This window comes from Njordella aestuarii, from assembly GCF_056494165.1.
Window position 1 is genome coordinate 6,418,477 of the sequence record NZ_CM151397.1, and the last position, 23,931, is coordinate 6,442,407.

Consider the following 23,931-nt stretch of genomic DNA (forward strand, 5'->3'; position numbering starts at 1 on the left):
ATTTGGTGCACTACAATGAAACGATGACAACGCCTCCTTCAACCCATCCGCTCGTTGCGCTTACCGCACTGGCCGACAAAGAAAACCAGTATCGACACCAAGAAGATATCGAATTGCTTGATGGATACTGCAATGCGCAGGACCAACGGGCATTGGCAGAAATCGTCCGCAGATATTCCCCAATGGTGGCTAGTCTCTGCAGGTCAATGATTTCAGATCGGCAACTCGCAGAAGACGCATTTCAAGCTGTCTTCTTGATTCTAATTCACCGTGCCGGTGCGATTCGTAAAAGACGATCGCTAGCAGCCTGGCTACACGGTGTCACTTTTCGTACAGCCTCTCGTTTGCGAAAGCTTAACTCACGCGTGCAGTCGCGAGAACAGAACATGCAAACCGACCCGCCCGGCGAAGACAATCCTTTCCATACGATTGTCCACGATCTCGAACTTGAAATGCTTGATAGAGAACTGAACGTTTTGCCCAACCGATTACGTGAGCCACTTATCGAACACTACTATCTCGGCTATCCCATGCATGTTGTGGCAGAGCGAATGCAACTGAGCCTATCCGCTGTCGAAGGCAGAATAAGACGCGGACGACGCATCTTGCGAGATCGATTAGCGCGGCGCGGAGTCAGTCTTTCTGTCGGGCTCGCGGGCGCTCTTTGGACTCAAAAGTACGTCCAAGCGACTGAAGTTCCATTATGGTGCGAACATCTCCTGGAGAAATTCGTTAATTCAGACGCAAACATTCCCGAACAATTCCATCTTGATACTCATTTCCAACAACTTGTAAACCTGGAGAAAACGATGCTCAGTTCCACACCCTTCAAGATTGCTTACATATCGATTGCTGCGGTAAGCGTGCTCACGCTGATTATGCCACTCACCGTTTGGTCACAGGCAACGGGAGCTGGCAAATCGCCGGTGCTGGTTGTTTCATCCAATCCGGACGGTGACGCCGCACCCAAATCGGAAAATCAAACGCCTCCACTAAAACTTGCCGCGCCGAATGCGTCGACACCATTGAACTCCAATGAAAATATAGCGCTCGCAGACGATCCATTTGGAACTCCGGACAATAGCGATTTTGTCCAGCCCGAAGATGATCAACCTGAATGGCTTTCGTCTGGCCGAAAGCAACTGGAAGCAGCCGAGAACATACGATCGTCACTAAAGAATACGATCGAAGCTGATTATAACAATGTACCACTTCGCTCTGCACTCGAGGAGATATCCCAGTTTCTCGAAGTTCCCATCGAACTAAACGAGGCGTCGATAATCGATACAGACTTTACTTTTGATGAGCCCGTCGTGGTACGAGGAGCAATGCCGGTCCGTGAGGCACTACGCCGCCTATTGTTTAGGGGACTGACATATATCGTCCATGAATCATCGATCGAGATCACCACCGAAGAGTCGTCAATCGAACGACTTCCGGTTCGATACTATGACCTCTCATTCGTTCTTCCCAACATGAGTAATGCCGAGAGCCTTATCGCAGCGATACAGAGCTCGATCAGCGACCACTGGGATACTAGCGAAGCCAACTTAACGATGATCGGTTCGCTATTAGTCGCTAAGTGTTCAGAGCAAAGCCATTTGGAGATCGAAAAGATGCTTTCGAGAGTCTCACAAGTGAATAAAAGCAACCTGCAGCAAGTGCCACCAAATTCGAATCGACCCCTTCAAGGCCAGCCTGGCATGGGTGGCGCGGGCGGCATGTTTTAACCGAAACCGCATTGAAGTAAGAGTTTATTTGGTAGCTTGATAACGCAACGCTAATACGCATTAACTTGTTACTGACTCTACGATATACTCAGAATACGACCGAGACATCGATTCCGGCACGGGTTACGCCTCTCCATATTTACACGGAAGTCTCGGTGCATGATTGTTACGAAAAATGAATTCGCATACTTCGCCCTACGCTCCTACCTCCGAAACGCCTGACATCGGCAAAGCAGCTACCGCACCGCGTCGTCAGTTGTTGCCTGCTGCTATTGGTATTTTGGTCACTTCGATCCTCCACATCATTGGAGGGCTGTTTTACTTTGCATTCATTTACAGCCAGTCAATTGATCCCGATGTAGACCCTGCCGTCATCGAAGTAACGTTAGTTTATTGTCTGTATTACGGCATTACGATGCTTTACAGCTTGCTGCTCATCACGGGGGCGTTCAGCATGGTGCGACAAGGGTCCTACATGTGGGCCATGACAGTATGCATACTGGCGCTGGTCCCACTGATTGGACCATGTTACGTACTGGCGATACCGTTCGGAGTCTGGGGCATCCTCGTGCTAAGAAGACCTGGGGTCCGAGATTCTTTCGCACGACTTTGAAGCGTCAACTAGACTCATTCATAATGTCGATGGCGTCAAATGACTAGATATCCGCCAGTCGACCAGTAGAATCACCGAACGATTGGGGGATTTTATCTCCTCCAATACGATCCATCATACTTAAGTAAAGGTTGCACAAGGGAACGTTCTCGCAATCGACGAATCGTCCAGAGTTAAGCGTACCGCCGCCACCTCCCGCGAGAATGATTGGCAAATTGACGTGCGTATGCCGATTTCCATCAGCGCATCCGCTGCCGTATACAATCTGCGAATTGTGTAGCAACGAATTGCCATCGATATCCTTGGTCGCTTCCATTCGCTCTAAGAAATATGCGAGCTGCTGGACGTACCAAACATCGATTTGCGTGACCTTCTCGATCCAATCAGCTTTGTTACCGTGGTGCGTCAGGTTGTGGTGACCGTCGTTAATACCAATCTCGGAGAAGTCGCGATTGTTCCCATCACCGGCGATCATAAATGAAGCAACGCGAGTGGAATCGGTTTCAAAGGCTAGCAGCAACATGTCATACATAAGCCGCATGTATTCGGTGTAACTCGCGGGAATGCCTTCGGGAGCTTCTTGCGTCGGAAGCCGTCTGGCGGAACGCGAAGCCTCTGCGTAAGTAATGCGTTGTTCAATATCACGAACGCTCGAGTAGTATTCTTCCAGTTTTTGCTTGTCGCGAGAGGACGCATCGCGAGCTAGATCGGTCCGTTCGCTTTTGAGGAAGTCGAGAATAGAGCTCTTTTGTTGACGTCGAATTTCTAGATTCCGTGCACGATCCTTTGGCGTGCCTTCACCAAACAGCCTCTCGAACAGCAATCGCGGATCGACTTCGGGAGTTAACGGCGTCGTAGGCGAACTCCAGGAAAGATTATGTTGGTAAACACATGCATAATCCGTGTCACAGGCCCCCACGTTTAACACCACGTCGCACGAGAGCTCGAGCGAGCGGAACGGGGTCATCAGTCCGACTTGTTGTGCCATCAGTTGATCGGCAGAAACACCGGCATAGAAGTCTGCGCCGTTCGTCTTCTTGATGCGAACTCCTGTCAAGAACGTACCATTGGCTCGCGCATGATCACCGCCTCCATCACTGCCCGCATTTGCGGACACATCATTCAATCCAGCAAGTACTTGAAGTTTGTCTTTCATCGCGGCGAGCGGTTCCATCGTGCGGTTTAGCTGGAAATCTTTGCCTTCACCCGTTGGCCACCAAGCCGCAGGAATTGCCCCGTTGGGAAAATAAAGAAACGCTGTTCGCAGCGGAGCCCCCGTCGCCGTCGTAGCCGCCGTACTCGCAGGCACCGCAGCAGCGCTTGCCCTGCTCATGCCACGAGGCAAAACGGATTCCATCGCCGGCAAACTCATCGCCAACCCAGCCGCTTGTAGAAAACGACGTCGCGAATGATTGCGGTAGGGCATGGGACTACTTGCGTTGTTAGGGATCTTGTTCATGTATGCTCCGCTCTCTGTTCTTAAGTTTCGTATTGTTTAGGCTTGTCGTTAATTTTAGGTGCTCATAATCCTGTCGATTCATCTCAGGACAACCAACTCATGCGCATCACATTGGATGTTAAACTTATTCCCCGTCACTGACGGCAGTTTCCGCAGGCGGCACCACGGCGGCAGCCATTAGCCTGTTATGCACGGGAGCTGATTCAAGCACACCCATTAGCAACGCAGAAAATTTCCCATCGTTTTGTTTCATACGTTCAGCGACTTCATCAATCGTTGCCATATCGTAGTACTCAGGCCCTCTACCCAATACGTAGGTCAGCATTTTCGTGGTCAGTGTACGGTAAAACTCTAATTGATGATTTTCGGCCAATGCCTCTTTCAACTCTGTGACTTGATTGAACTCTTCGCCCGTGACGAGTTTACCCGACGGGTCGATCGGCTGCTCAAACTCTATCGCCCTGAAACGACCAAAACCATTAAAGTTTTCTAGCGCTAGTCCCAGCGGGTCCATGCGTTCATGGCATGAGGCACACAAGGCATCTTCCCGGTGGATGGCCAGAGCCTCTCGCTGCGTTGGCTTCCTGTCCCCCGCATTCGCAATCGTTTCCTCCAAGGAAGGTATATTCGGTGGCGGCGGCGCCGTCGGAGCGCCGAGAATATTTTCAAGAATCCACTTCCCTCTCTTAACCGGCGATGTTCGCGTCGGATTCGAAGTCACGGTCAGAACGCTTCCCATCGTGATAACTCCCCCTCGTGGGCTACCCTCTGGCAACGTAACTTTTCGCATTTCAGGGCCAACAACATCGGGAATCTCATAAACCTTAGCTAGGTCTGCATTCACAAAAGTGTAATCACTGCGCAGGAGTTCCAAGACGCTACGATCCTCGCGCATGATATGCTCAAAATACGCCTCGACCTCGTTTTTCATCGCAGTACGAACTGACGGAATTAACTCCTTGCCTTCGTAAGGCGGCGGTCCCCTTCGACGACCAAAGCCTCCACCGGGAAAGCCAGGCGGTCCATTGCCAGGCGGGCCATTGGGCCGAGGCCGCTCTGCATTGGGAGCCGCAGCAGGTGCAGCATCCTGCGGTGGCGCAGCATCCGCCGGACTAGAATTTTCGGAATCGACGCGTTGCTGCTCCGGAGCATTAAGATTCTCGCCTTGCTGTGAACGAGGCTGTCCGAACCCTGCTGGAGGACCATTTCCTGGAGGACCATTTCCTGGAGGACCATTACCTGGAGGACCATTTCCTGGAGGACCGAAGCCGCGGAAGCGACCGCGTTGCTGCTGTGCCGCAGCTGCCGCTTTTTCTTCAAGCTCCGCTTTCGTCATCTGCATTTCCATGATCGCTTCGGAGTTGATCGGAATATCCATCACCACGCTGGTTTGCAACCATTGCTGCGCAAATCCCTCAACGAACCCTTGCGATTTTGGATCGTCGATCATTCGTTTGACCGTCGTCTCTAGATTCTCTCGCAGTTTGCCATCTAGTGCCTGCCGCAACAAATCATCATCGGGAATCGATCGCCACAGCGCAAACGACAGACGCGAAGCAAGACTCAGTTCATCGATTTTCGCGAACGCTTGGCCGTCAGCCGCCGGCTCGTTCTCTTCAAAATGGAACAGAAACTTTGGTGAAGCCAAGACTGCGACGATGGATTGAGCGATGCCTTGCTCAAAGGTCAGACCCTCTAGCGAGTAAGTGTTCTCCGCCAAGTCGATCAACTTAGTAAGTGTTTCATCCGAAACAGGTCGACGAAAAGCACGAGTCGCAAATCGCTTCAGCACCTCCGTCGCATATGCCCGTCGCTCGGCTCGGTCAGTTGGGGGGGAATCTAAACTGTAAAGTTTTTCATAGCCAGGCGGATGTTGCCAGTGACTGCGGTCGGTAGGACCGTCAACGCGTACGCTGACTATCCGATAATCCATCTTGGACCGCAGCGGTTTAAGATCTGGAAAAACTGGCTCGGTGGTAAACGAGATCTCGTGCTCCCCTGCCTCCCAATGCACCACACACTCGTCTTCGAACCAGTCGTTGTCGGCCCAACGATACTGCTGAGTAAAGAACTCTTCTCCATCGGAAGTAACATGAATACGGCACTCCTGTGGATCGCGTGGCATTGCATCCCCGTCGATCTTGCAGTAGATGTTTATTACGTAGTCCCCAGCAGCCGGCGCAGTTACTTTCTTTCGGACTGTGCGTTGCTGATAAAACGACATGTTGTCGCCATCTCGTCCATTGTCGTCAACAAAATCTTCGGGCAGATACAGAGTACTTGGAATCACAACCGTGTCTTTGGGAACGCCCTTCTCTACCACCGTAATGGCCGCCTCAAGAAACTTCTCGAGACGCATCGGGGAAATGCTCAAGACATCTCCTATGTTATCAAAGCCATAACCTACATCATCCGGCGGCAACGCTTGCTCGACATCGAAATCAAACCCTAGAAGATCGCGAACTGCATTGCGATATTCAGTTCGATTCATGCGCCGCAGTGTGACACGGCCCGGATCTGGACGTTCGGGGTCAATCCCAAAGGCAGTTGACTTAATCCACTGTTCCAACGCTCTAAGTTCGTCAGCAGTCGGCTGCAATTCGTCTTGTGGCGGCATAATTCCAGCACGCACATTCTTTAGAACCTTCAGCCACAACTCCGGCGCAAGAAGCTTTTCGGGCAGCTCAAGAGTATCAAATGAGAGATTCCCGCTATTGCCTCCATTTGCATGACAGTCATAGCAATACTTTTGTAAGAGAGGCCTGACCTCTTTTTCGAAAGACGTTACATCTGCAGATCGATCTGAAACAGCAGTTCCTTGCGTTACCGTTTGCTGGGGTATTCCGTCATCCTGGCCTGCCGAAATGTCATCAGACTGTGAATAGGCTGGACAAGAAAGACAACACAGGGTTGCAAAGAAAAGATGAAAAGCGATCTTGGAATAACACACAGCTGAGCGACCACCGTCAATATAAGACCAAACGAAGAGGAAACTGTTGGCGCAAGTCCACTATTCTTGTGGTTGAGCACTCGCAAGTCAATAATTTTCAGCCTTAAACTACAAATCTGTCCAAATTGTAAAATGGGACATCGGCCCAATGTGGAAGGTTGCAACTGATATATTGGAAGTTTAACCCCATCTTGGGCCGCGTGCTGATCTGCTCAATCAGTGCCCAAGCTTTCAATGCCTATCCGTTCCCTGATTGAAAAGGTTGTTCCGAATGCGCAAACGCTACCAATTTCTCTCATTTTTTGCGACCATTTGCATTCTCACGGCAACTGGCCCGTCATGCGCTCTCTCGATCGCTCAAGATCCAAATAGCCAGCCCAATACTAACAATGAGCAAGCACGCCCCCGCCGGCAAGGATTCTCACGTGGGCCGCAGATCAAAGTCGATCCGCCTGCTGATGCCGTCAAAGTCGAAAAGGTACCGCCAATCGACCAGAACGGTAACTTCCAAGTCTCGACGACCGGGCCTTGGGTCGACGTCCCCGTCCTCCAAGTGGACGAAGGAGTCCCTCGCGGAAACCTGACTACCTTTGTCATGAAATCCGAAGACACCAAAGTCTATCCAGGCGTTCGCGGTCCCTACGAACGCCAAGTCTGGGTTTACGTACCAGCCGGTTATACTCCCGGTACGGAACTGCCCTTCATGGTAAATCATGATGGCTCCGAAAAGTCCAACATGCAGGCAACCTTAATCGCCGTCTTGGATAACTACATTGCACAGAAGCGACTACCAATGATGGCCGCCGTCTTCATCGCTAACGGAGGTGGTGACGGTCCGCGCAGCCAAAGAGGACTGGAATACGACACAGTATCGGGAGCTTACGCTGACTTCATCGAATCGGAAGTCCTACCGCTTGTAAAGCAGAATGCAAATGTGTCGCTGACGAACGACCCAAATGGCCGTGGTGTGCTGGGCGCAAGCTCGGGCGCAGCCGCCGCCCTCTCGATGGCTTGGTTCCGACCCGATCTCTATCATCGCGTCATCAGTTACTCTGGCACTTTCGTAAATCAAATGCCCAGCGAGACAGCTCCCCGTGGAGCTTGGGAATACCACGCCAGCTTTATCCCAGACTCCGATAAGAAACCGTTGCGAATTTGGCTCCAAGTGGGATCACGCGATAATGGGGCAACATCGTCCGAAGAAGGGTTGCACAACTGGGTGTTAGCGAATAATCGCATGGCCGATGCGTTAAAGGCGAAAGGCTATGACTATCAATATCTTTGGGCTGAAGACGCCGGGCACGTCGAAAAAGGATTAATACGGCAAACACTCGGGGCTGCCATGGAGTGGACATGGAAAACGTACGAAGCAAAATGACTATACTGATCGCTTGATTGTCCTCCCCAATCCGCCCCACCACGTAAGGGTACCCACTTGAAATCGAAACTACTTCTGGCTGCGCTCGTTTGCTCTATGACTGCGAACCTTCAAGGGATTGCGCAAGAGTCAAGTCTTCCCCAAACGTATTGCAACCCAATATCGTTGCCCAACTTCCCGGTCGGGCGAATGGCGCGCGATATAACAAACGGCGAACCAAGCGACGATTGGATGTGGCGACTGGGGTACAAACAACAGTTCCGCGAATTGGCCGATGTTTCGGCGCTCTGGCACGATGACAAATGGTATCTCTATCCTTCGGTCGACATGGCTTGGGTCAGCGAGGATCGCGGCGCGACATGGAAGCATCACCCGATAAACATTCGAGATATCGGATACGCACCGACCATCGTCAAACACAAAGGCAAGTTTTTGTTAATGGCGAGCAATTCGCCTATCTACGCTTCCGAAACACCACTGGGCCCATTCGAAGAAATCGGAGCAATCGATCTAAAGCTCACCGACGAGATGTCGGACTTTATCGACCCCATGCTTTACTCCGACCAGAACGATCGACTCTACTACTATTGGGGCTGCAGTCCAACGGGTGGTATTTGGGGCGTTGAACTTGATTCGAACAACCCAACCAAGACAATCACTAAACCGAAGGAACTTATCCCATTCAATCCCAAGGAATTCCCTTGGGAAGCGGTCGGCGAATGGAACCAGAATCCTCGACGCGGATGGGTCGAAGGGGCCTGGATGCTGAAACATGAAGACACTTACTACCTGACGTACTGCGCAGGAGGAACAGAAAATCGCACTTATGCAATGGGTTGTTACACGAGCGATTCTCCGCTAGGTCCCTTCAAACCGCAGAAACGCAATCCAATATTGCGCACTGTCGATGGGCTAATTACGGGCAGTGCACATGGCTGCGTTGTGGCGGGCCCGGACAACGAACTCTGGTCATTCTATACAGTCCGCGCGAGTGTTGTACATGCGTTTGAACGACGCTTGGGAATGGATCGAGCAGGCTTCGATTCAAACGGTGAGCTAACCGTACACGGCGCAACGTCCCTTCCACAGTGGCTTCCAGGTGCAACACTTGGCAAGCAACCTGATACGAGTCCTAGTTCCACTGCAAACGCCAAAGGTACTGGTTGGCTCCCTATCAACGGCGAGCTACGGACGGTCGGTTCCACCGATGCCGCCAATCTCGAAGGCCGCTTTGCTGTCGACGATGACTTGCGAACCTGGTGGCAGCCCAAAGCGGATGACAAAAATCCGACTTTGACCAGCACGTTCATGGTCCCGGCCGCTATTCATGCTGTCCGAGTGATCTGGCGAGACGTCAATCTGGACACGGCAAATGGGATTCATTCGGGGCCCTTCCAATACCGCGTTGAATTAGAGACTGCGGATGGAGAATGGGCGACTATTGTCGATCGCAGCGACAGCACCGAAGACTTGTTGGTCGACTATCGCGAATGCAATGCGACGATTGGAAAGCGAGCTCGCTTGACGATTCTTGGTTGGCCGAAAGGCATTGTTCCGGGCGTCGTCGAATTTACCGCCTTCGGCAACACGGTGCCGGAATAGCCATGTTAGGCTTCTTTGCCGTTCAATAAAAAATCGGATGCGGGCAAGACATGCGTTCCTGCCCTCATCCGATTAGTGTTAGCCGAGTTTTATCTCAACTGCCTATTCCGCGGGCTTCGCAGCATCTGCCTTTGCTCCGGCTTTCGTGCCTTCTATATCGATACTCGTTTCTTGACCGTTCATCTCAAACTTGGCCGCACCAGTGATTTTGTCACCCTTTGGCTTAGTTTCATAATCGATGTCCATCGAGAATTCGTTGTTGGAAAACTCAACGCCAAACAAAAGCTTTTCACCTTCTAGCTTGATGTCCTTGAGCGGGCTATCACCGAAGAAGCTGCTATGAAAAACGCCTTTCAACTTATCGCCATCCATTTCGAAGCTGAGCTTCTCTTCGATTTCTCCTTGAGGCGTATTAACTTTGATTACCCAGTCACCAACGACATCCGAAGCCATCAAACCAGATCGCTTGGCAGTCCAATCTGACACGCGGTCCTCGCCGCCAAAGTTGACGGTTCGCGAACCAACAATTTGATCGCCTTTCACCGTACCTTCGAATTTACTAACAAATTCATTGCCGTTGAAATCACGGACGACGTTAAAGGAAATCTTGTCGCCTTCTACCTTGCCGTCTTCAATATCGACTGGCTTTGCCATGTCAGCCGGAAAACCTTCAGGCGGGTTTGGGAAGATCGATTGAAACGTCCCCGTAAGCTTATCGTCTTTCATGGCCAAGACTAACTCAAACGAGACTTCGTTGCCGCGCATGTCTTGAGTCCAAGTCCACTTGCCTGCAGGATTTGCACTCGTCGCTGCCGCCGCAGTAACTTCCTGCGCCTTTTCCTGAGCGCCCTCTTGAGCATTTCCGTTTGCAAAGAACGTCAAAGCACAAAGACCCGCCAATAGATATTTCATAATGATCTCCCATGTAAAAGTTCGAAACAAAACTTTGCTGATTATAGTCACTGCCAAATCGCCCGTGTGATGTGACGAAAGGTCATAAACTCCAAATTAGCGAAAGAATTACGCTAACGTAGTTTTCTGTTGCCCGCTAGGAAAGTCCCACTTAAGGCTTTGAAACGAACTCAATCTGCTTCCGCCTTGAACAGCTGAGGAGCAACTTCATGCAGGTAGCGCCGCCAAACTCGCCAGTGGTGGCCGCCTTCGCTTTCAACGAAGGTGTGCTCAATTCCGGCTTCTTTCAAGGACTGGGCCAAGCTGCTGGCGCCTGGGAACGCAAAATCATCTCGGCCACAACCGATCCATAGCAGATCGAGCTTTTCATTGGTTCCGGCAACATCTTTTGCCAATTGTGCGACGGGTCCGGAATCTCCACCGCGACCTAAACCCGCGCTCATGATCCCAACATGGCTAAACGTATCTAGATTCCCAAGCCCGATACGGCCGGATTGTCCGCCGCCCATGGAGAATCCAAAGATAGCTCGACTACGTCGGTCGGCAAGCGTGCGGTATTTGGAGTCGATCAACGGGACGACATCTTTGATGATGTCTTGCTCATACAAGTCTGGCCCGCCGGGTCCGCCTGGTCGGCCACCAAACGGAGCACCACTAGCTCGATTGTCGGGCCCTGCGACCGAGGCAACGCCGCCTCCGTCGCCATTGATGGATGCACCGCCATAACCGAGTGGCATCACAACGAGGAATGGCTCGATTTCGCCATCGGCCAGCATGTTGTCTAAGATCTCGTTTGCGCGGCCGTAGCGTTGCCAAGACTGATGATCATTCGCGTTTCCGTGCAGCAAATAAAGAACAGGATACTTTTTGTTAGGCTCGTTATCGTAGCCGGGAGGAACATACACGCAGAGTTCACGAACGACATCGTTCGACGCTGACTTGTAAATGTGAGTCCGCAGTTCACCATGCGGTACATCTTTGACGTCGTAGAATGCGGGCTCATCTCCTGGAACATACAAAACGCTCGTCAGCGTGCTTGTGTAATAGCCGACCTTTGCGTGACTGTTGCCTGGATCGATCGTACGTACGCCATCCACAACGAGATTATAATAGTAGATGTCGGGATCTACAGGCCCAACAGTGACGCTCCAAGTTCCATCGGCATCTTTTACCAACGGCGTTTCCTCTTGAAAGTCGCACGTCAATTTAATTTGAGTCGCATCAGGCGCACTTACTTGAAAAGTAACATGACGATCTGCTGACACGATAGGAGAAGCTAAAGACGCTGTTCGCCCTCCTCCGCCGTCCGAGACAATGCCTCCACGTTCTGGTCGCCTATTGTTGGGGACGGCGGTTAGAGGTGGAGTAGCTTCAGCACCGTTCGGCGTTTCTGCAGCTGGCGGCTGAGCAGGCTGCTGCGCGTGACTTAGTGTGCTAGTGGTTCCAAAAAGTGCGAGAGCGATGCTAACGCTCTTGAAATATCGGAGCTTCATTCGTCAGATTCCGGAAGAAAGAAGAGGAGGTGAAGTTAAAACACGAACTAGCAGTACAGTGTACATGATTCCACAAGCGGTGTAACACGTCCCAATAGACTTGCCTACCCAGCAACACCGTCCAGCCCCTTTTACTTGATACCTACAAAACACTCAGAATCACTCGCCGCGAATTTTCAGATATATTAACCTTTGAGCCGCTGTCGCCATATTTTCCGTCAACTCATTCTGTGTTCCGATGAACGAGAAGAGATGCCATAGCCACGTTGTTCGAGGCGGGTCGCGCAGCCCTCACAATTTATTCCTCCGTTCCGCTGCCAGAACATGATCTGCAAAAACAATCTGTAAATCGAAGCACCTGCAAGGAGTAAGTATGACTGTAGAAGAAGTCATGTCCGAACTGGCCTCTTTGGGGACTGCACAGACGAAAAAAACGTACCTTCGTCACGGTGCAGTAGAACCTGTTTTTGGTGTTCGCGTCGGCGATCTCAAAACGCTGCAAAAGAAGCTAAAAGGAAATCAAGCCGTAGCGATGCAGTTGTATGCATCCAAGAACTCGGATGCTATGTATCTCGCTGGCTTGATCGCTGACGGCTCTAAAATGAGCATGAAAGAACTCAATGAGTGGGCGGCAATCGCAACGTGGCACATGATTGCTGGCTGTACTGTGCCATGGGTTGCGTGCGAGCATCCAGAAGGGCTCACCCTCGCCTTCAAATGGATTACTTCTAAAAAGGAGCTTGTTGCCGTTGCCGGTTGGTCGACTCTTTCGTCAGTTGTTGCTCTAGTACCTGACGATAAACTACCGATTGCCAAGCTTGCTGATTTAATTGTTAAGGTCGAAGAGAATATCAAGGCCTCGCCGAATCGAGTACGGTACGCAATGAACGGGTACTTGATCAGTGTAGGTACATATGTCGCGCCGCTAGCGGAGGACGCTTTGCAATCTGCGGTCAGGATAGGCAAAATCGAAGTCGATATGGGCGATACTTCATGCCAAGTTCCAGACGCAGCCAGCTATATTCTGAAGTGCCGCCGGGGAGCCAACGTTGCGCCAAAAAGAAAAACCGTCCGTTGCTGAATCAAGATTTCGCAACCATGCGTCACGCCGATACCCACCGGCTGCTTCGTACGTAATTTAGGCTCTCCCACTCCACTCCAGCGCATCGACTTGCAAGCATGTAGTATCAAAATCTTCTGCCGCCGAATCGATCTGCTCAACTTCAAAGCATTGACGCGATTAAAGCTGACACATGCTAATGATCGACCCTTGAGTAGACGAATTCCGCGCTGATGTAATTTCTACAATGCCATTCGAAAGTAGCACCTTTTTTTCGACACATCGGCAACTATTGCTGATCCTGCTTATTGCGACGTAGGAGTGTGCCATCTTCCATCAGTTCAAAAATTGGAGTCACTTTTTGGTTTACAACTGGGTCTTCCGGTTTCATCCAATGTTCAACTCCTCCTGTCTCAAAGGCAACAACAAGCACTGGAGAAGTTGCTTGCGAAACTTCGTCTTGCTGCCCCAGATTCGGGTGAAAACCGTCAAATTTATTTCGTATCACTAACGCAAATGTGGACCCTTTGGGATTCTGACCATCACATGTATAGAAAGTGACAGGAAGAAGACTTCTCGCTCGTGCGTTTGTATCGCTATCCCAAGCGGAAGAAAAATCAATTTCCTTCGTGAACGCCCAAGAAGCGTCTGGGTGGTAAGGAATTAGCAATGTCCTCCAACTGTGAAGCCTATTTCCATATTCATCGGTAGAGTAAACGGGCGGAAAGTCGTGGAACTTCGAGTGGTACGATTCCAACGCTTGGTAAAGCACCCTAAGATTTACCCCACAGTTGTACTTTTCAAGGTGATCGTTATATAGGTCAAGTTCGTTTCTCACGATTCGAACAGCACAGACGCTCGCCAGCGAAATCGCGAGCAGTAGCAGGCAAATAGTAAAATATCTCATGGTCAATCCATCCACCGCTCAATCTTCTCAGGCGATTCCCCGAGTTTACGTGTTATTACGGTGCAGGAAACTCATTTTGGTTAGCGTAGCGAAAATCTGGAAGGCTGACAGATATGTGACGAAGGAATCAACGATGTGCCAAAGAATATGTGTTGCTGGCACATAAAGTGAAGGCGGACGCTCACCGTTTCTAGAACCACCCCATGCCAAACCCATCCGGGTGCTTGTTATTGTAAAATAAGCGAATGCAGATAAAGCCGCGGTTACCAGCAAAGGGCTATTTGCTTTAGGCGCTACGCAATTTGATCACACTTCTAAAAGTCCAATGGTTTACGATGAAGCAAGTTCTAAACACTTCAATGCACTCCCTTTCACATGTTTTGTTCGCCTACTTCGTTTTGTTTGCCGTCGCAACACAACCTTTGTTTGCAGCAGACATCTTCGTTCGCGGCACTGTTTATTCGTCACAGAGAATATACAAAAAAGGGATTGAAGTCGTTTGTCTTGCTTCGCCAAAATTTTACTCGGGCAAGCGAGATGTAATTGTCGTCGACAAAGCCGTTACAGACCAGAATGGAAGTTTTGAATTCAAAGTTTCTGACCGCTACAGCGACAGCGTAGACGACTACAGCTTTCAAGCCGTTGCGATACCATCAAAGTCAACGTGCCTTTCAACGGACGAATTCTATCTTCCTAAGTATTTCACGTCGAACAGCATTACGGAGAGTTTAAGCTTGAAGGTCGACGAACCGGATGAAATCAAGCTCATATTTGTTGATGCCCACGGCAATCCAATAGAAGGCGTCGAATTTGCAAACTACTTCAACTCTGTCGATTCTTTCTCGAACATCGATCTTGGGTCGATCCAGTCGCTAACCTTGCCTCGGTCCGATGTAAACGGTGTGCTCACAATTCCTTGGCTGACGCGACAAGCCTCTAATTTGAATCGAACATCACTGACTTTTACTCACAAAGATTATGCCACGACATTCATGACAGTGGCAAACGCAATCAAAAACTCAAAAATCGAGCTTCGTCGTGGAACAAAGGTCACTTGTAAAGTTGTAGATCACACTGAACATCGAAGTGAGCCAGAGCGATTGTTCGTTTCGGCGTCAAATGGATATTCAGCAACCGAAGGCTTTCACTGGTACGTTGTCGCGGATTCAAATGGCGTGGTAGAGTTCAATGTGGACTGGAACGTTGATCATTCAAGCTTTGGCGGAGGCAAGTGCGAATACAGGGTGTATCCAAATGGAACAAATGGGCTTTCGTATCCCAAATCGATCGATCTGAAACCGACCGATACTAACATTCAATTCCAATACTACCCTGTACAAACAATTTTCGGCTTTGCCGTAGACCGAGACTCGGGATCTCCTTTGGTTAATCGACGTGTTAAGGCCAAGGAAAGCGGCGATGTGGTGATGAGTTTCGAAACGTCTACTTCTTATGATGGCTATTTTGAATTTCCAATTGCGGTAGCGGGCGACGCAGTCACATTTCAATTAGAGTCACTCGACAATGACGCGTCTATCGAACAGACGATCCCGGTAACTGAACTAGCCAATGCAATCATGTTGGCAGGTAAAGCGTCTGGTTACGACGCACTGGAGTTCACTGGTGAATATGACGCTCGCTCTAGTCATCTGATTGTTTCGAAAGGTATTCGTGAGACAGCATTGCTTTATTCACCAGAGCAGCCGAAGTCGCCCAGAACATCGCTGAGCTTGTATTCTGATGAGTACTATTTCGATGCTATGCGCCCGATTTATGGCGCACGTGGGGGGCAACACATCTCGCACGAACAACCGAACAAAATCCAGCTTTCAAAAGAGGTCGTGATTTATGGACAACTCAGGGATCAGGTAGGATTACCGCAATATGATGAGCGCTTTTCGGTACATTCTAATAAAGAGATCTTGAGCAGAAAGCACTTGTCGCCGCTTGGTCCGCCAACGGACTCGCAAGGCGGTTTCTTAATTGGTGGCCTGTCGCCGAACGTCGAATATACGCTTGGCCCCATTGGCGGAACTAACAGACGAAATTGGAGCGCTGAAACGCATGGCGATTTCGATTTAGGGAGTTTTGTCGTGCCTGAGCCAAGCAAGAATCAAGGCTTTTCAAGAGATTACGTTGTCGATGAATGGCTTTCTGAGTTGCGAACTTCCGCCCAGAAAACACAAGGCGAATGGCTCTTGTTGGCAACATTCGACAAGAATGATTTATGGATGACCAACCTAATAACAAAACTCAAGATTGCAGACGAGTTGTACGGTCGAAAGGGGCTTCACGTCGTACTGATTCTGACCGGAGAACCTTTGGACGTGGATCAGATCAAAAAGCAGTTGGAGCTGCGTACATGCAATATTGCGGTTGGCATAGATTACGAACGTCGATCATTCGAGCGGATCGGATATGGCATCAAGCTGTTTGCGCCGAACGAAGCTTTTGTAATGCTGAACGGTGACCATATTCTACTTGAACTTCGCAATCAGTTGATTTTTCAGCAGTTGCTGCCAGCGGAGAAGCGTTTGAAAACTCGAGACTTGAATACCGTTGATCGGCTTCCAAAATAGTCAACGGATGGTTCGAATCATTCGTCCAAAGAGCCTTGATACGATTTTTAATCGTACCAAATCTGAACTCTCCGAGCGTGCACTGCCCGAGCTGAACTGCGAATTCCCCCCCTTTTTCTGGTCCTTGTGATAGGAGAGTCTAGACCCTCGCAATTCCGAAGCAACAAGATTTTCAAATGACGAACACTCTCCAGTTGTAGGCAGTACAAAGTCTGGGATTCAAGAAATTTCACTGCTAGCCGAGGCGACAAGAAGATCTGACGGCAGGAAAATGTTATCGTTGCGAGAACGGCTCGCCGAGTACAACTCGTACAGGAGAGCGAATAGAGCCATTCCTGTTGCCAATGGACGCTCTCTCACAAAAGAGTTCTGACTCACTTGCATGTTTTGTCCCCGACGATCCCAGATCACAAGTTGCCTATTAGTCATCGGGGAAAACTTGCCTGCCACTGCTACAGGCAGTATGCTCTACGAAAACGTAGGATTTTCTACGACGATGGCAGAGAAGGCGAATCCGATGAATTCAACCACCCAGATATCCGCAAACATTTCCGCCGAAACACGAGAATTATTGGAGCGGTATGTTGCTACGCACGGAGTCAAGAAATCTCATTTGATCGAAGCTGCAGTCCTGCACCATTTGAACGCACTAGATTCCATTCCGGCTGATTTGATTAATCCGCCCATCATCGAGGTTTCGCGGACAACGGGAAACACCCTTCTCGGTCGCATTGAAAAACCACAGCCGCCAACGGCTGCGATGCGAGCATTATTCGATGATTGAGATCCGAGCGTTGAGAGTCGACGACAATCGCAACGGCTTTCGCAGTGGCGATAGTGATCTTGACCGCTTCTTCCACAAGTTCGCTGCTCAGAACTAGTTTCGTTTGCACATCGGTACCAGTTATGTCGCTGTCCGTGAATCTGAAATACTTGGCTTTGCGGTAAACGTTCGAGATCCTCTCTGGTGGCCTGGGCGAACGTCCAGCACCACTGCCCATGATTTTACCTTTGGCTTCCATCCCCAGAGATGTTACTTAACTTTCCGTCGGCGATTCATTTTTCGGTAAGCCATCGCCACGTATCTGTACCACTACTTCTAAAGCAGCAATTTGAGTCACCTTGCATGGAGCATAACACAAGACTGCGCTATTCGCCAATCGCTCCGTCCGGAAGCGCCGGGACAGATATCACTTGACGACGGAGCCGGGACTGCCCCTCAGGACTCAACTATCAAAAGGCAATAACCACTTTAAAACATAACACTTACGTACTCAATAGTGTTCTTCGCGGGTGGCAACATTTGGATAGCCACCAGCTTTCCGATCCCGCGAAGCCATTAAATCCGCTTCGCAACGAGGAGCTCCCTTCGCATTCTTTTGCTACGATTAAGAGATATTTGCACTTTCGTTCTGCTCCAAATTCCATGATGCCGGCATCCCGTACATAGGCTATAGTCATGCGATTGCTTGGTTTTTCGCTCAAAAGTTGCTTTTCAAAATTGTATCGCTATCTTGCTCATTCGTTGGCTACGTGCCTGACGGTAACTTCGAATAGGTACTTGCTCTTTTCGATTTTGCTGGTGATATCGCCGAGCACCATAGCTGACGATTGGCCGATGCGGGGACGAACGATATATCGAACCTCCGCTATTGAAAACGAAATTGGCCCGCTAGTCTGGGACACTGAGTACAGCAAAGCAGTTGAGAAATTCGCATTTCCTGCAGCCCGCCGTGGGCGAGTGAAATGGGTGACTGGCGGCTTCGATCAGTCGATGTGTGACCCTGTCGTCTCAGATGGGCTTGTCTGGATTGGCACGGCAGATCCCGTCGGTGAAAGCACAACCGACTCAGGTGTGCTCGCTTGCTTGGATGCTTCGACCGGCAAATTGCTATACCAACACATCAGCCAAAAACTTAAGAATCCACGTCAAGACTGGCCAGGAACTGGTAATACGTCTTCGCCTTTTATACTGGGCGAACGACTATGGTTTTGCACGAATCGGTTGGAAGTTATCTGCTTAAATATAAAACCGCTGATCCAACGAACTGGCGAACCGGAGGTGGAATGGATCGTTGATATGAAAGAGCGATTTGATGTCGTTCCCACAGATGTGCACCTGGGAAGTCGTGCAAGCAGATGTTCTATTGTTGGAGCCGATGGACTGATTTTTGTAAACACTACGAATTCATACCATTTTGAACAGACTCCGCCTGTCAATCCAGATGTACCAAGCCTCGTCTGCCTGAACCAAGATACTGGCGAGACGGTCTGGACCGACAATTCTCCCGGTCAATCCATTCTTCGCACTCAATTTTGCAATCCAGTTATCTTTCGAAATGGCGAGAAAAATTATGTTGCGATTGGTCAGGGCGATGGATTCGTTCGTGCATTTGACTGTGGCAACGGCGATTTAGCTTGGAAGTTTGATGTTTATACACAAATGGAACGAAGTACTGGGGATCTACAACACTTTTCTAACACAAGATTGCTCAGCGAGTCACCCGTTTTCGACGGTCACCGTCTGTATTTTACAATTGGCAATGACCGTGAAGCATTTAACATTGGAGGAGGGATTTATTGCATAGACCCATTCGGTAGAGGCGATGTAAGTCGCGAGTTGTTATCGAATGCTATTCCAGTATCCAATCCAAATTCAAAATTGATCTGGGAATTGGTTGAGCAAAACGGTCATCGAATTCGAAGTTCATTATCCGGACTTTGCATGACGGACAAACTTTTGTTCGCGGCCGATGTTGCTGGCATTGTCCGATGCCTGGACAAGCAAAGCGGCAACCTTTACTGGCAGCACGAAATGCTGGGAACTGCGCTCGGAACCCCGCTAGTAATTGGCGATGCGCTGTATGTGACTAACGAAGACGGCAACCTCGAAGTTCTCCGTGCGTCGTCAACTTATGAACCGATCGCCGTCATGGATTTTGGTGATGCGATCGAATCGTCGCCCGTGTTTGCTGATAGCACACTCTTTGTCGTAACTCGCTCGCAAGTCTTCGCAATTGGAGAGTAAATATGGAACGTACTAGTGAGACAAAAATAAGAATCAGAGTTGGAGATATTGGTGCGAAGTGATTTCTGCTACGTTTGATCCGCTTCGTAAAGCATCGTCAGGGGCAATTTGCTCTTGCCCAACTATTTGCGTTTGAGCCTTCAAAACCCACAACACGCCTCTGCACTGAAGTGCACTCGCTGCCTTCCAAAGTCTCGGCCATAGCCGCTCGGATCGGTTCAAATCGATACGAGCGGCGGAGTGCAAAATTCTGGTTTCATCCACAATCGCACCGCACTATACCTGGCTTGCCAGTGCTTGCCGATTTGCATTAAGCGAAGGGCAACTTTTGCGATAGTTTTGGTGCGCCAAAACTGCAGTAACGTCCCAGGGAAATCCTACTGTGGCAAGACTTCAAAAGTTGCCGTGTAGGAATATCGGACTGAGGTTGGAATGCCGTCGGTGTTGGATTCGCCGCCGTTGAGGTTTGCGTTTAACCAATAACGACCGGCTTCAGGGAAGCTGCATGTAAAAAGGCCCTCTTCGTTGGTCGTCAGCTTGGCTTCGTCCTGCGAATCTCGATAACGATCGTCACCTTTGATCAAGACCACTTCCACATTAGCCGCTGGCTTGCCGTCGCTCAGCAGAATGAAGCTCGCTTTTTCATCAGCGAATAGATCGTTCGGATGAGTCTTATCGATCGCGAGCTCGAGCCCTGAACCGGTTGGCTCTAATACTTTTGTATCGGGCTCGCCGTTCGTTACGAATGCTTCAACACGGCTTGCGTTGCGAGACAACTGAAGCTCGGGCTTGTCTTTGAGGTTGGCACTGGCGAAGTCATCAGCGCTGCCTCGCCAACGCTTGGTTTCACCATTTTCTTGCCATGTTGCACTCATCATGCCGCGACCGGTACTGATCTTGTAAGTTCCTTGTGTTGGAAGCTGGAGATCAAAAGTCGTCCGATACTTTCCTTTGGCGCCGTTTTGCAATGGAACTTCTTGGCCATCGGGACCGGTCACTTTAATCGAGGCAAGGTCTGGAGCAGCATGATCAGCGAAGAACAAGCTATTCGAGATGGCGGCATCAACAGTTAACCAAGGCTTGTCTCCAGATAACACGGTACTGGATGGAATGATCCAGAATCGATGGGCGTACAATGGCTGAGCAAAACAGGACAGGATAGCTGCGATTGCGAGAACTTTTCGGATTTTCATCATCGACCTTTAAGGGGTTATTGGGGTTGGGTAACGTTAATAGAGAATTCGATTTTGCCTAACTCGGATTTACCCGTAGACGAAACACCCACGGCGTTTTTTCCGTTCCATTTAAATGGGATACGGACAAGCTCGCGACCGCCTACTTCGCGAGCAGCTTCAACGACTAGCGAGTATTCCCGGCCTTCGCTCGCAGGCAGCTTCACTTGTTGCAGCGAAAGCTCCACGGCATGAAAACCGACGGGCCTCGTAGCTCCGCTTATTCCATCAATGGGAAGTTTTGCACTGCGGCCATTCTTACGCCACCATTGACGCAGATCCTTCAGCCAAGCTTGCCCTTCGCCATTTTTCATCTTGATGTCGTACCAAACAGCCAGATCGGCAAGGTGTTCGTTTTCAGAATCTTCGATCCATGCAGCAACATAGGGGCGATGGTATTGACCAACATCCAGCCGAGGAACTTCTATGCGAAGCACAATCTCAGCAGCACCTTCACCGGTACCTTCACCGGCAAACAGATGGCTCAAGGCACACCCAGTGACAACCAGTACAGCAGCAAACAGCAGGCGTAGCCTCATAAACACAACTTTAGTGAATGAACAAAACGGCAATTAAGACGGGGACAAGTAGACCAGCCACAACCAACGGCCAAGTCGCTGATCGACGCCTGGCATGTACCCACAGAAGACCAAGCCCAGTTAAGCTGAACCCAACACAGGCTATAGAAAAAATATCGATGAACCAGAACCATATCAGCCCAGTATTGCGGCCCTTGTGCAGATCATTGAGATAAGCAATCCAACCTTGACTAGTTACCTCGTGGACCACTTCGCCTGTCTGGCGATCTATTGTTAACCATGCGTCACCACCGGGTCGAGGCAAGCTGACGTAGACCTCTTCTTGCGACCACTCGACAGATCGATCGGCAACTTGAACTCCCAGCGTCTGACGTAACCAAGAAGCGACCTCGACTGGCACAGGTCCACTCGCTTCGACGCTCTCACCAGCAGAAGGCGATACCGCAGCAACAAGCTTTGCGGGAAGAATGTTATTAACTTGCTTTACTTCGTTGGTTCCCTTCAGCGAAGCAGCGTGGTTCAGCGTGATGCCCGTCACCGCAAAGAAAACCATCGACACAAAACAAACCGCGCTGCTCACCCAATGCCAAAGAATGAACTGCTTGGCAAGAAAGGACTTGCGATTGAACTTGTGGCTGGAACTCGTTGGCGGCTTGGTCATCGGTACTTTTAGACAGTTACACCGCAGAGTGCCACTCAATTGCACTCCCGCCGGCCTTATTGAGACTACATCTCAATAAGGCGGTTGGTCAATGGGGCAAACCAGAATTGTGTTGCTAAACCCGATGATTTCACGCATGTTTTTGCTGTGGCCGTTGTCACTTGATGGAAAGAGAACCACGTCAAGTAGATTTCGATTTGGAACTCCTCACGACGAGGGCCACTCACTTTGGACAGGTCAACAAAGGCAGGCGGACATCACAACCCGAATGCGTTAGCGAGGGATTTTTGCAGGCGAAGCGAGGTCCCTCGCTGACGCTGATGGCGACCTTAAGATTGCTCACTCGCAAAGTCGACTTTATCGTAGACCTCTCCAACAGTTAGTTCGCTGTCGATTGCATTTAAAATGATCTTGCCGTCAATCCCTTGGCAACTCATCAAACTCCAACTGCCGTCGGTGGAGCGCGTAAAGCAATCGATCGAATGTCGATCTTGGGCAATCAATACGAAATGCATCAAGCTGGGAATGGTTCGGTAATGTTCGAACTTCTTTCCACGGTCGTACGCTTCGGTGGAATCGGAAAGGACTTCGACCAGCACCACTGGATTCAGCAGTACATCGCCCGCATCAGACTCAAGCTGAGGTTCGCCACAGACAACGGACAGGTCCGGGTAGGTGTATAAGCCGGTTGCTTCGATTCGCAGCCTCAAATCGCTTGGATAAACTCGGCACGGCCTCTTTTTGAGCTGCTGACCGAGAGTCTGTATGCAATTGCCCACGATCAAGTTATGGTTGGCCGATGCGCCAGCCATAGCAAACATCTCGCCCCGAAAGTACTCGGACCGAAACTCGGCCTTTCGCTCGCGTTGCAAGTATTCTTCAGGAGTTGTGTAATGCTTGGGAACAGTTGACATCATGCGTCTTCCAAAGAAATTCCAGATCCGAACCGCACTTCTGAATTATAGCCCAATTTTACGCCTTGGCTAATAAGCAAATTTCGCAGGCGAACTCGCCCCACCCTGCTGCCGCGAAGTCCCATCACAGTAGTCGACGCAGCCTATTTTCTTGAACGGAACCGTGAACGGTTAGGCATATTAAATATGAGCGGTTTCGTTAGATGCGCAGTTTTGTTTGAGAGACCATAGCAACAAACCGCGCAGCGACGTACGCAGCATGCAACCCGACTGAACTTGCCTCCGTCGAAACGGGCTCACAACCATCCTAACACACTACTGCACTCGAATTAAGACAAGGAGGGTCGCTGTTCGCACCGCGAAAGTGCACTCCGGCAACGCAACCGAAAGATTGCCATACGCCCAGAGAACTATGCACGTTTCTACGGACCGAAATGTCGTATATAACCACACTTTTCATGCATTCTGATCTCGGTCAACGGAGGACTAAGATCCTGACAGGAATCGACATCTTCTCGATTTAATTACATCCCTGCTTTGATCGAATTCGATAAATATTGGTTTACGAATTGCCGCCTCCCAGCACCAGGAAATCGAATAATTCTTCAAAATTTCCATTGTATCGAATTGCGAGCAAGTCACGACCATAGAGACCGCAAGCGAATAGGTAGCGATCGCTCTCAATTCTTAAAAACTGCAACCGCGATGGAAAAAGTCGAACGACTGCGCCTGTCGGCATCACGCCTTACCATGTGTAATACGCTTCAAATGCCACTCCCAGATAACGGGACATTTGGCTCAATGGAGCGGAGAACCTCAGTGACAAGCAGCGCGACCTATTTGACTGTATCTACCACAGTTCTCTGGAAACGGG

Annotated in this window: 18 protein-coding genes; 8 read left to right on the forward strand and 10 right to left on the reverse strand. The window is 50.1% G+C overall.

Going from position 1 to position 23,931, the window contains the following annotated elements; all coding sequences use genetic code 11:
* Positions 1–23 precede the first annotated feature (23 nt).
* The gene (locus SH451x_RS25045; protein ID WP_479360039.1) at positions 24–1,730 is read left to right on the forward strand and encodes an RNA polymerase sigma factor; all 1,707 of its coding nucleotides are present in this window, start codon (positions 24–26) and stop codon (positions 1,728–1,730) included.
* Between the two features lie 175 nt (positions 1,731–1,905).
* A complete protein-coding gene (locus SH451x_RS25050; RefSeq protein ID WP_479360040.1) occupies positions 1,906–2,343 on the forward strand; it encodes a hypothetical protein in 438 nt (145 codons plus the stop codon).
* Between the two features lie 43 nt (positions 2,344–2,386).
* Here the strand turns inward: SH451x_RS25050 and SH451x_RS25055 are convergent, their stop codons facing one another.
* Both SH451x_RS25055 and SH451x_RS25060 read right to left on the reverse strand, forming a co-directional pair.
* Entirely contained in the window at positions 2,387–3,802 is a 1,416-nt protein-coding gene (locus SH451x_RS25055) for a DUF1552 domain-containing protein (RefSeq protein ID WP_479360041.1), read from the reverse strand.
* 124 nt (positions 3,803–3,926) lie between these two features.
* On the reverse strand, positions 3,927–6,752 hold the full coding sequence (locus SH451x_RS25060) for a DUF1592 domain-containing protein (protein WP_479360042.1): 2,826 nt from the start codon (positions 6,750–6,752) through the stop codon (positions 3,927–3,929).
* 271 nt (positions 6,753–7,023) lie between these two features.
* Here SH451x_RS25060 and SH451x_RS25065 point away from each other — a divergent pair, with 271 nt between their 5' ends.
* Positions 7,024–8,130, forward strand: coding sequence for an alpha/beta hydrolase (locus tag SH451x_RS25065; protein ID WP_479360043.1), 1,107 nt, complete (start codon positions 7,024–7,026; stop codon positions 8,128–8,130).
* Positions 8,131–8,187: 57 nt separating this feature from the next.
* The gene (locus SH451x_RS25070; protein WP_479360044.1) at positions 8,188–9,732 is read left to right on the forward strand and encodes a family 43 glycosylhydrolase; all 1,545 of its coding nucleotides are present in this window, start codon (positions 8,188–8,190) and stop codon (positions 9,730–9,732) included.
* A 102-nt stretch (positions 9,733–9,834) separates the two neighbouring features.
* Here the strand turns inward: SH451x_RS25070 and SH451x_RS25075 are convergent, their stop codons facing one another.
* Positions 9,835–10,644 carry a hypothetical protein gene (locus tag SH451x_RS25075; RefSeq protein ID WP_479360045.1) on the reverse strand — a complete coding sequence of 270 codons (810 nt, stop codon included), beginning with the start codon at positions 10,642–10,644 and terminating at the stop codon, positions 9,835–9,837.
* 170 nt (positions 10,645–10,814) lie between these two features.
* Complete coding sequence (locus SH451x_RS25080) at positions 10,815–12,137, reverse strand: alpha/beta hydrolase-fold protein (RefSeq protein WP_479360046.1); 1,323 nt, start codon at positions 12,135–12,137, stop codon at positions 10,815–10,817.
* A gap of 373 nt (positions 12,138–12,510) precedes the next feature.
* Between SH451x_RS25080 and SH451x_RS25085 the strand changes: the two genes are divergently transcribed.
* Entirely contained in the window at positions 12,511–13,218 is a 708-nt protein-coding gene (locus tag SH451x_RS25085) for a DNA alkylation repair protein (protein WP_479360047.1), read from the forward strand.
* A gap of 268 nt (positions 13,219–13,486) precedes the next feature.
* Here SH451x_RS25085 and SH451x_RS25090 read toward each other — a convergent pair whose 3' ends face one another.
* Complete coding sequence (locus tag SH451x_RS25090; protein WP_479360048.1) at positions 13,487–14,104, reverse strand: DUF1559 family PulG-like putative transporter; 618 nt, start codon at positions 14,102–14,104, stop codon at positions 13,487–13,489.
* 335 nt (positions 14,105–14,439) lie between these two features.
* Between SH451x_RS25090 and SH451x_RS25095 the strand changes: the two genes are divergently transcribed.
* The 3 genes from SH451x_RS25095 to SH451x_RS25105 all read left to right on the forward strand — a co-directional run bounded on the left by SH451x_RS25095 (position 14,440) and on the right by SH451x_RS25105 (position 19,711).
* Positions 14,440–16,683: a hypothetical protein gene (locus SH451x_RS25095; protein ID WP_479360049.1), complete on the forward strand. Its 2,244-nt coding sequence runs from the start codon at positions 14,440–14,442 to the stop codon at positions 16,681–16,683.
* A 517-nt stretch (positions 16,684–17,200) separates the two neighbouring features.
* Positions 17,201–17,467, forward strand: coding sequence for a hypothetical protein (locus tag SH451x_RS25100; protein ID WP_479360050.1), 267 nt, complete (start codon positions 17,201–17,203; stop codon positions 17,465–17,467).
* A 675-nt stretch (positions 17,468–18,142) separates the two neighbouring features.
* On the forward strand, positions 18,143–19,711 hold the full coding sequence (locus SH451x_RS25105; RefSeq protein ID WP_479360051.1) for an outer membrane protein assembly factor BamB family protein: 1,569 nt from the start codon (positions 18,143–18,145) through the stop codon (positions 19,709–19,711).
* Between the two features lie 377 nt (positions 19,712–20,088).
* On the opposite strand, the gene SH451x_RS25110 is transcribed toward SH451x_RS25105, so the two are convergent.
* From SH451x_RS25110 to SH451x_RS25130, 5 genes are all read right to left on the reverse strand, one after another.
* The gene (locus SH451x_RS25110) at positions 20,089–20,907 is read right to left on the reverse strand and encodes a DUF4198 domain-containing protein (protein ID WP_479360052.1); all 819 of its coding nucleotides are present in this window, start codon (positions 20,905–20,907) and stop codon (positions 20,089–20,091) included.
* A 14-nt stretch (positions 20,908–20,921) separates the two neighbouring features.
* Entirely contained in the window at positions 20,922–21,482 is a 561-nt protein-coding gene (locus SH451x_RS25115; protein WP_479360053.1) for a DUF2271 domain-containing protein, read from the reverse strand.
* A 10-nt stretch (positions 21,483–21,492) separates the two neighbouring features.
* Positions 21,493–22,143, reverse strand: a complete 651-nt coding sequence (locus SH451x_RS25120; protein ID WP_479360054.1) for a PepSY-associated TM helix domain-containing protein — start codon at positions 22,141–22,143, stop codon at positions 21,493–21,495.
* 329 nt (positions 22,144–22,472) lie between these two features.
* Positions 22,473–23,060, reverse strand: a complete 588-nt coding sequence (locus tag SH451x_RS25125; RefSeq protein WP_479360055.1) for a Uma2 family endonuclease — start codon at positions 23,058–23,060, stop codon at positions 22,473–22,475.
* 559 nt (positions 23,061–23,619) lie between these two features.
* Positions 23,620–23,796 carry a hypothetical protein gene (locus SH451x_RS25130; RefSeq protein ID WP_479360056.1) on the reverse strand — a complete coding sequence of 59 codons (177 nt, stop codon included), beginning with the start codon at positions 23,794–23,796 and terminating at the stop codon, positions 23,620–23,622.
* Between the last annotated feature and the right edge of the window lie 135 nt (positions 23,797–23,931).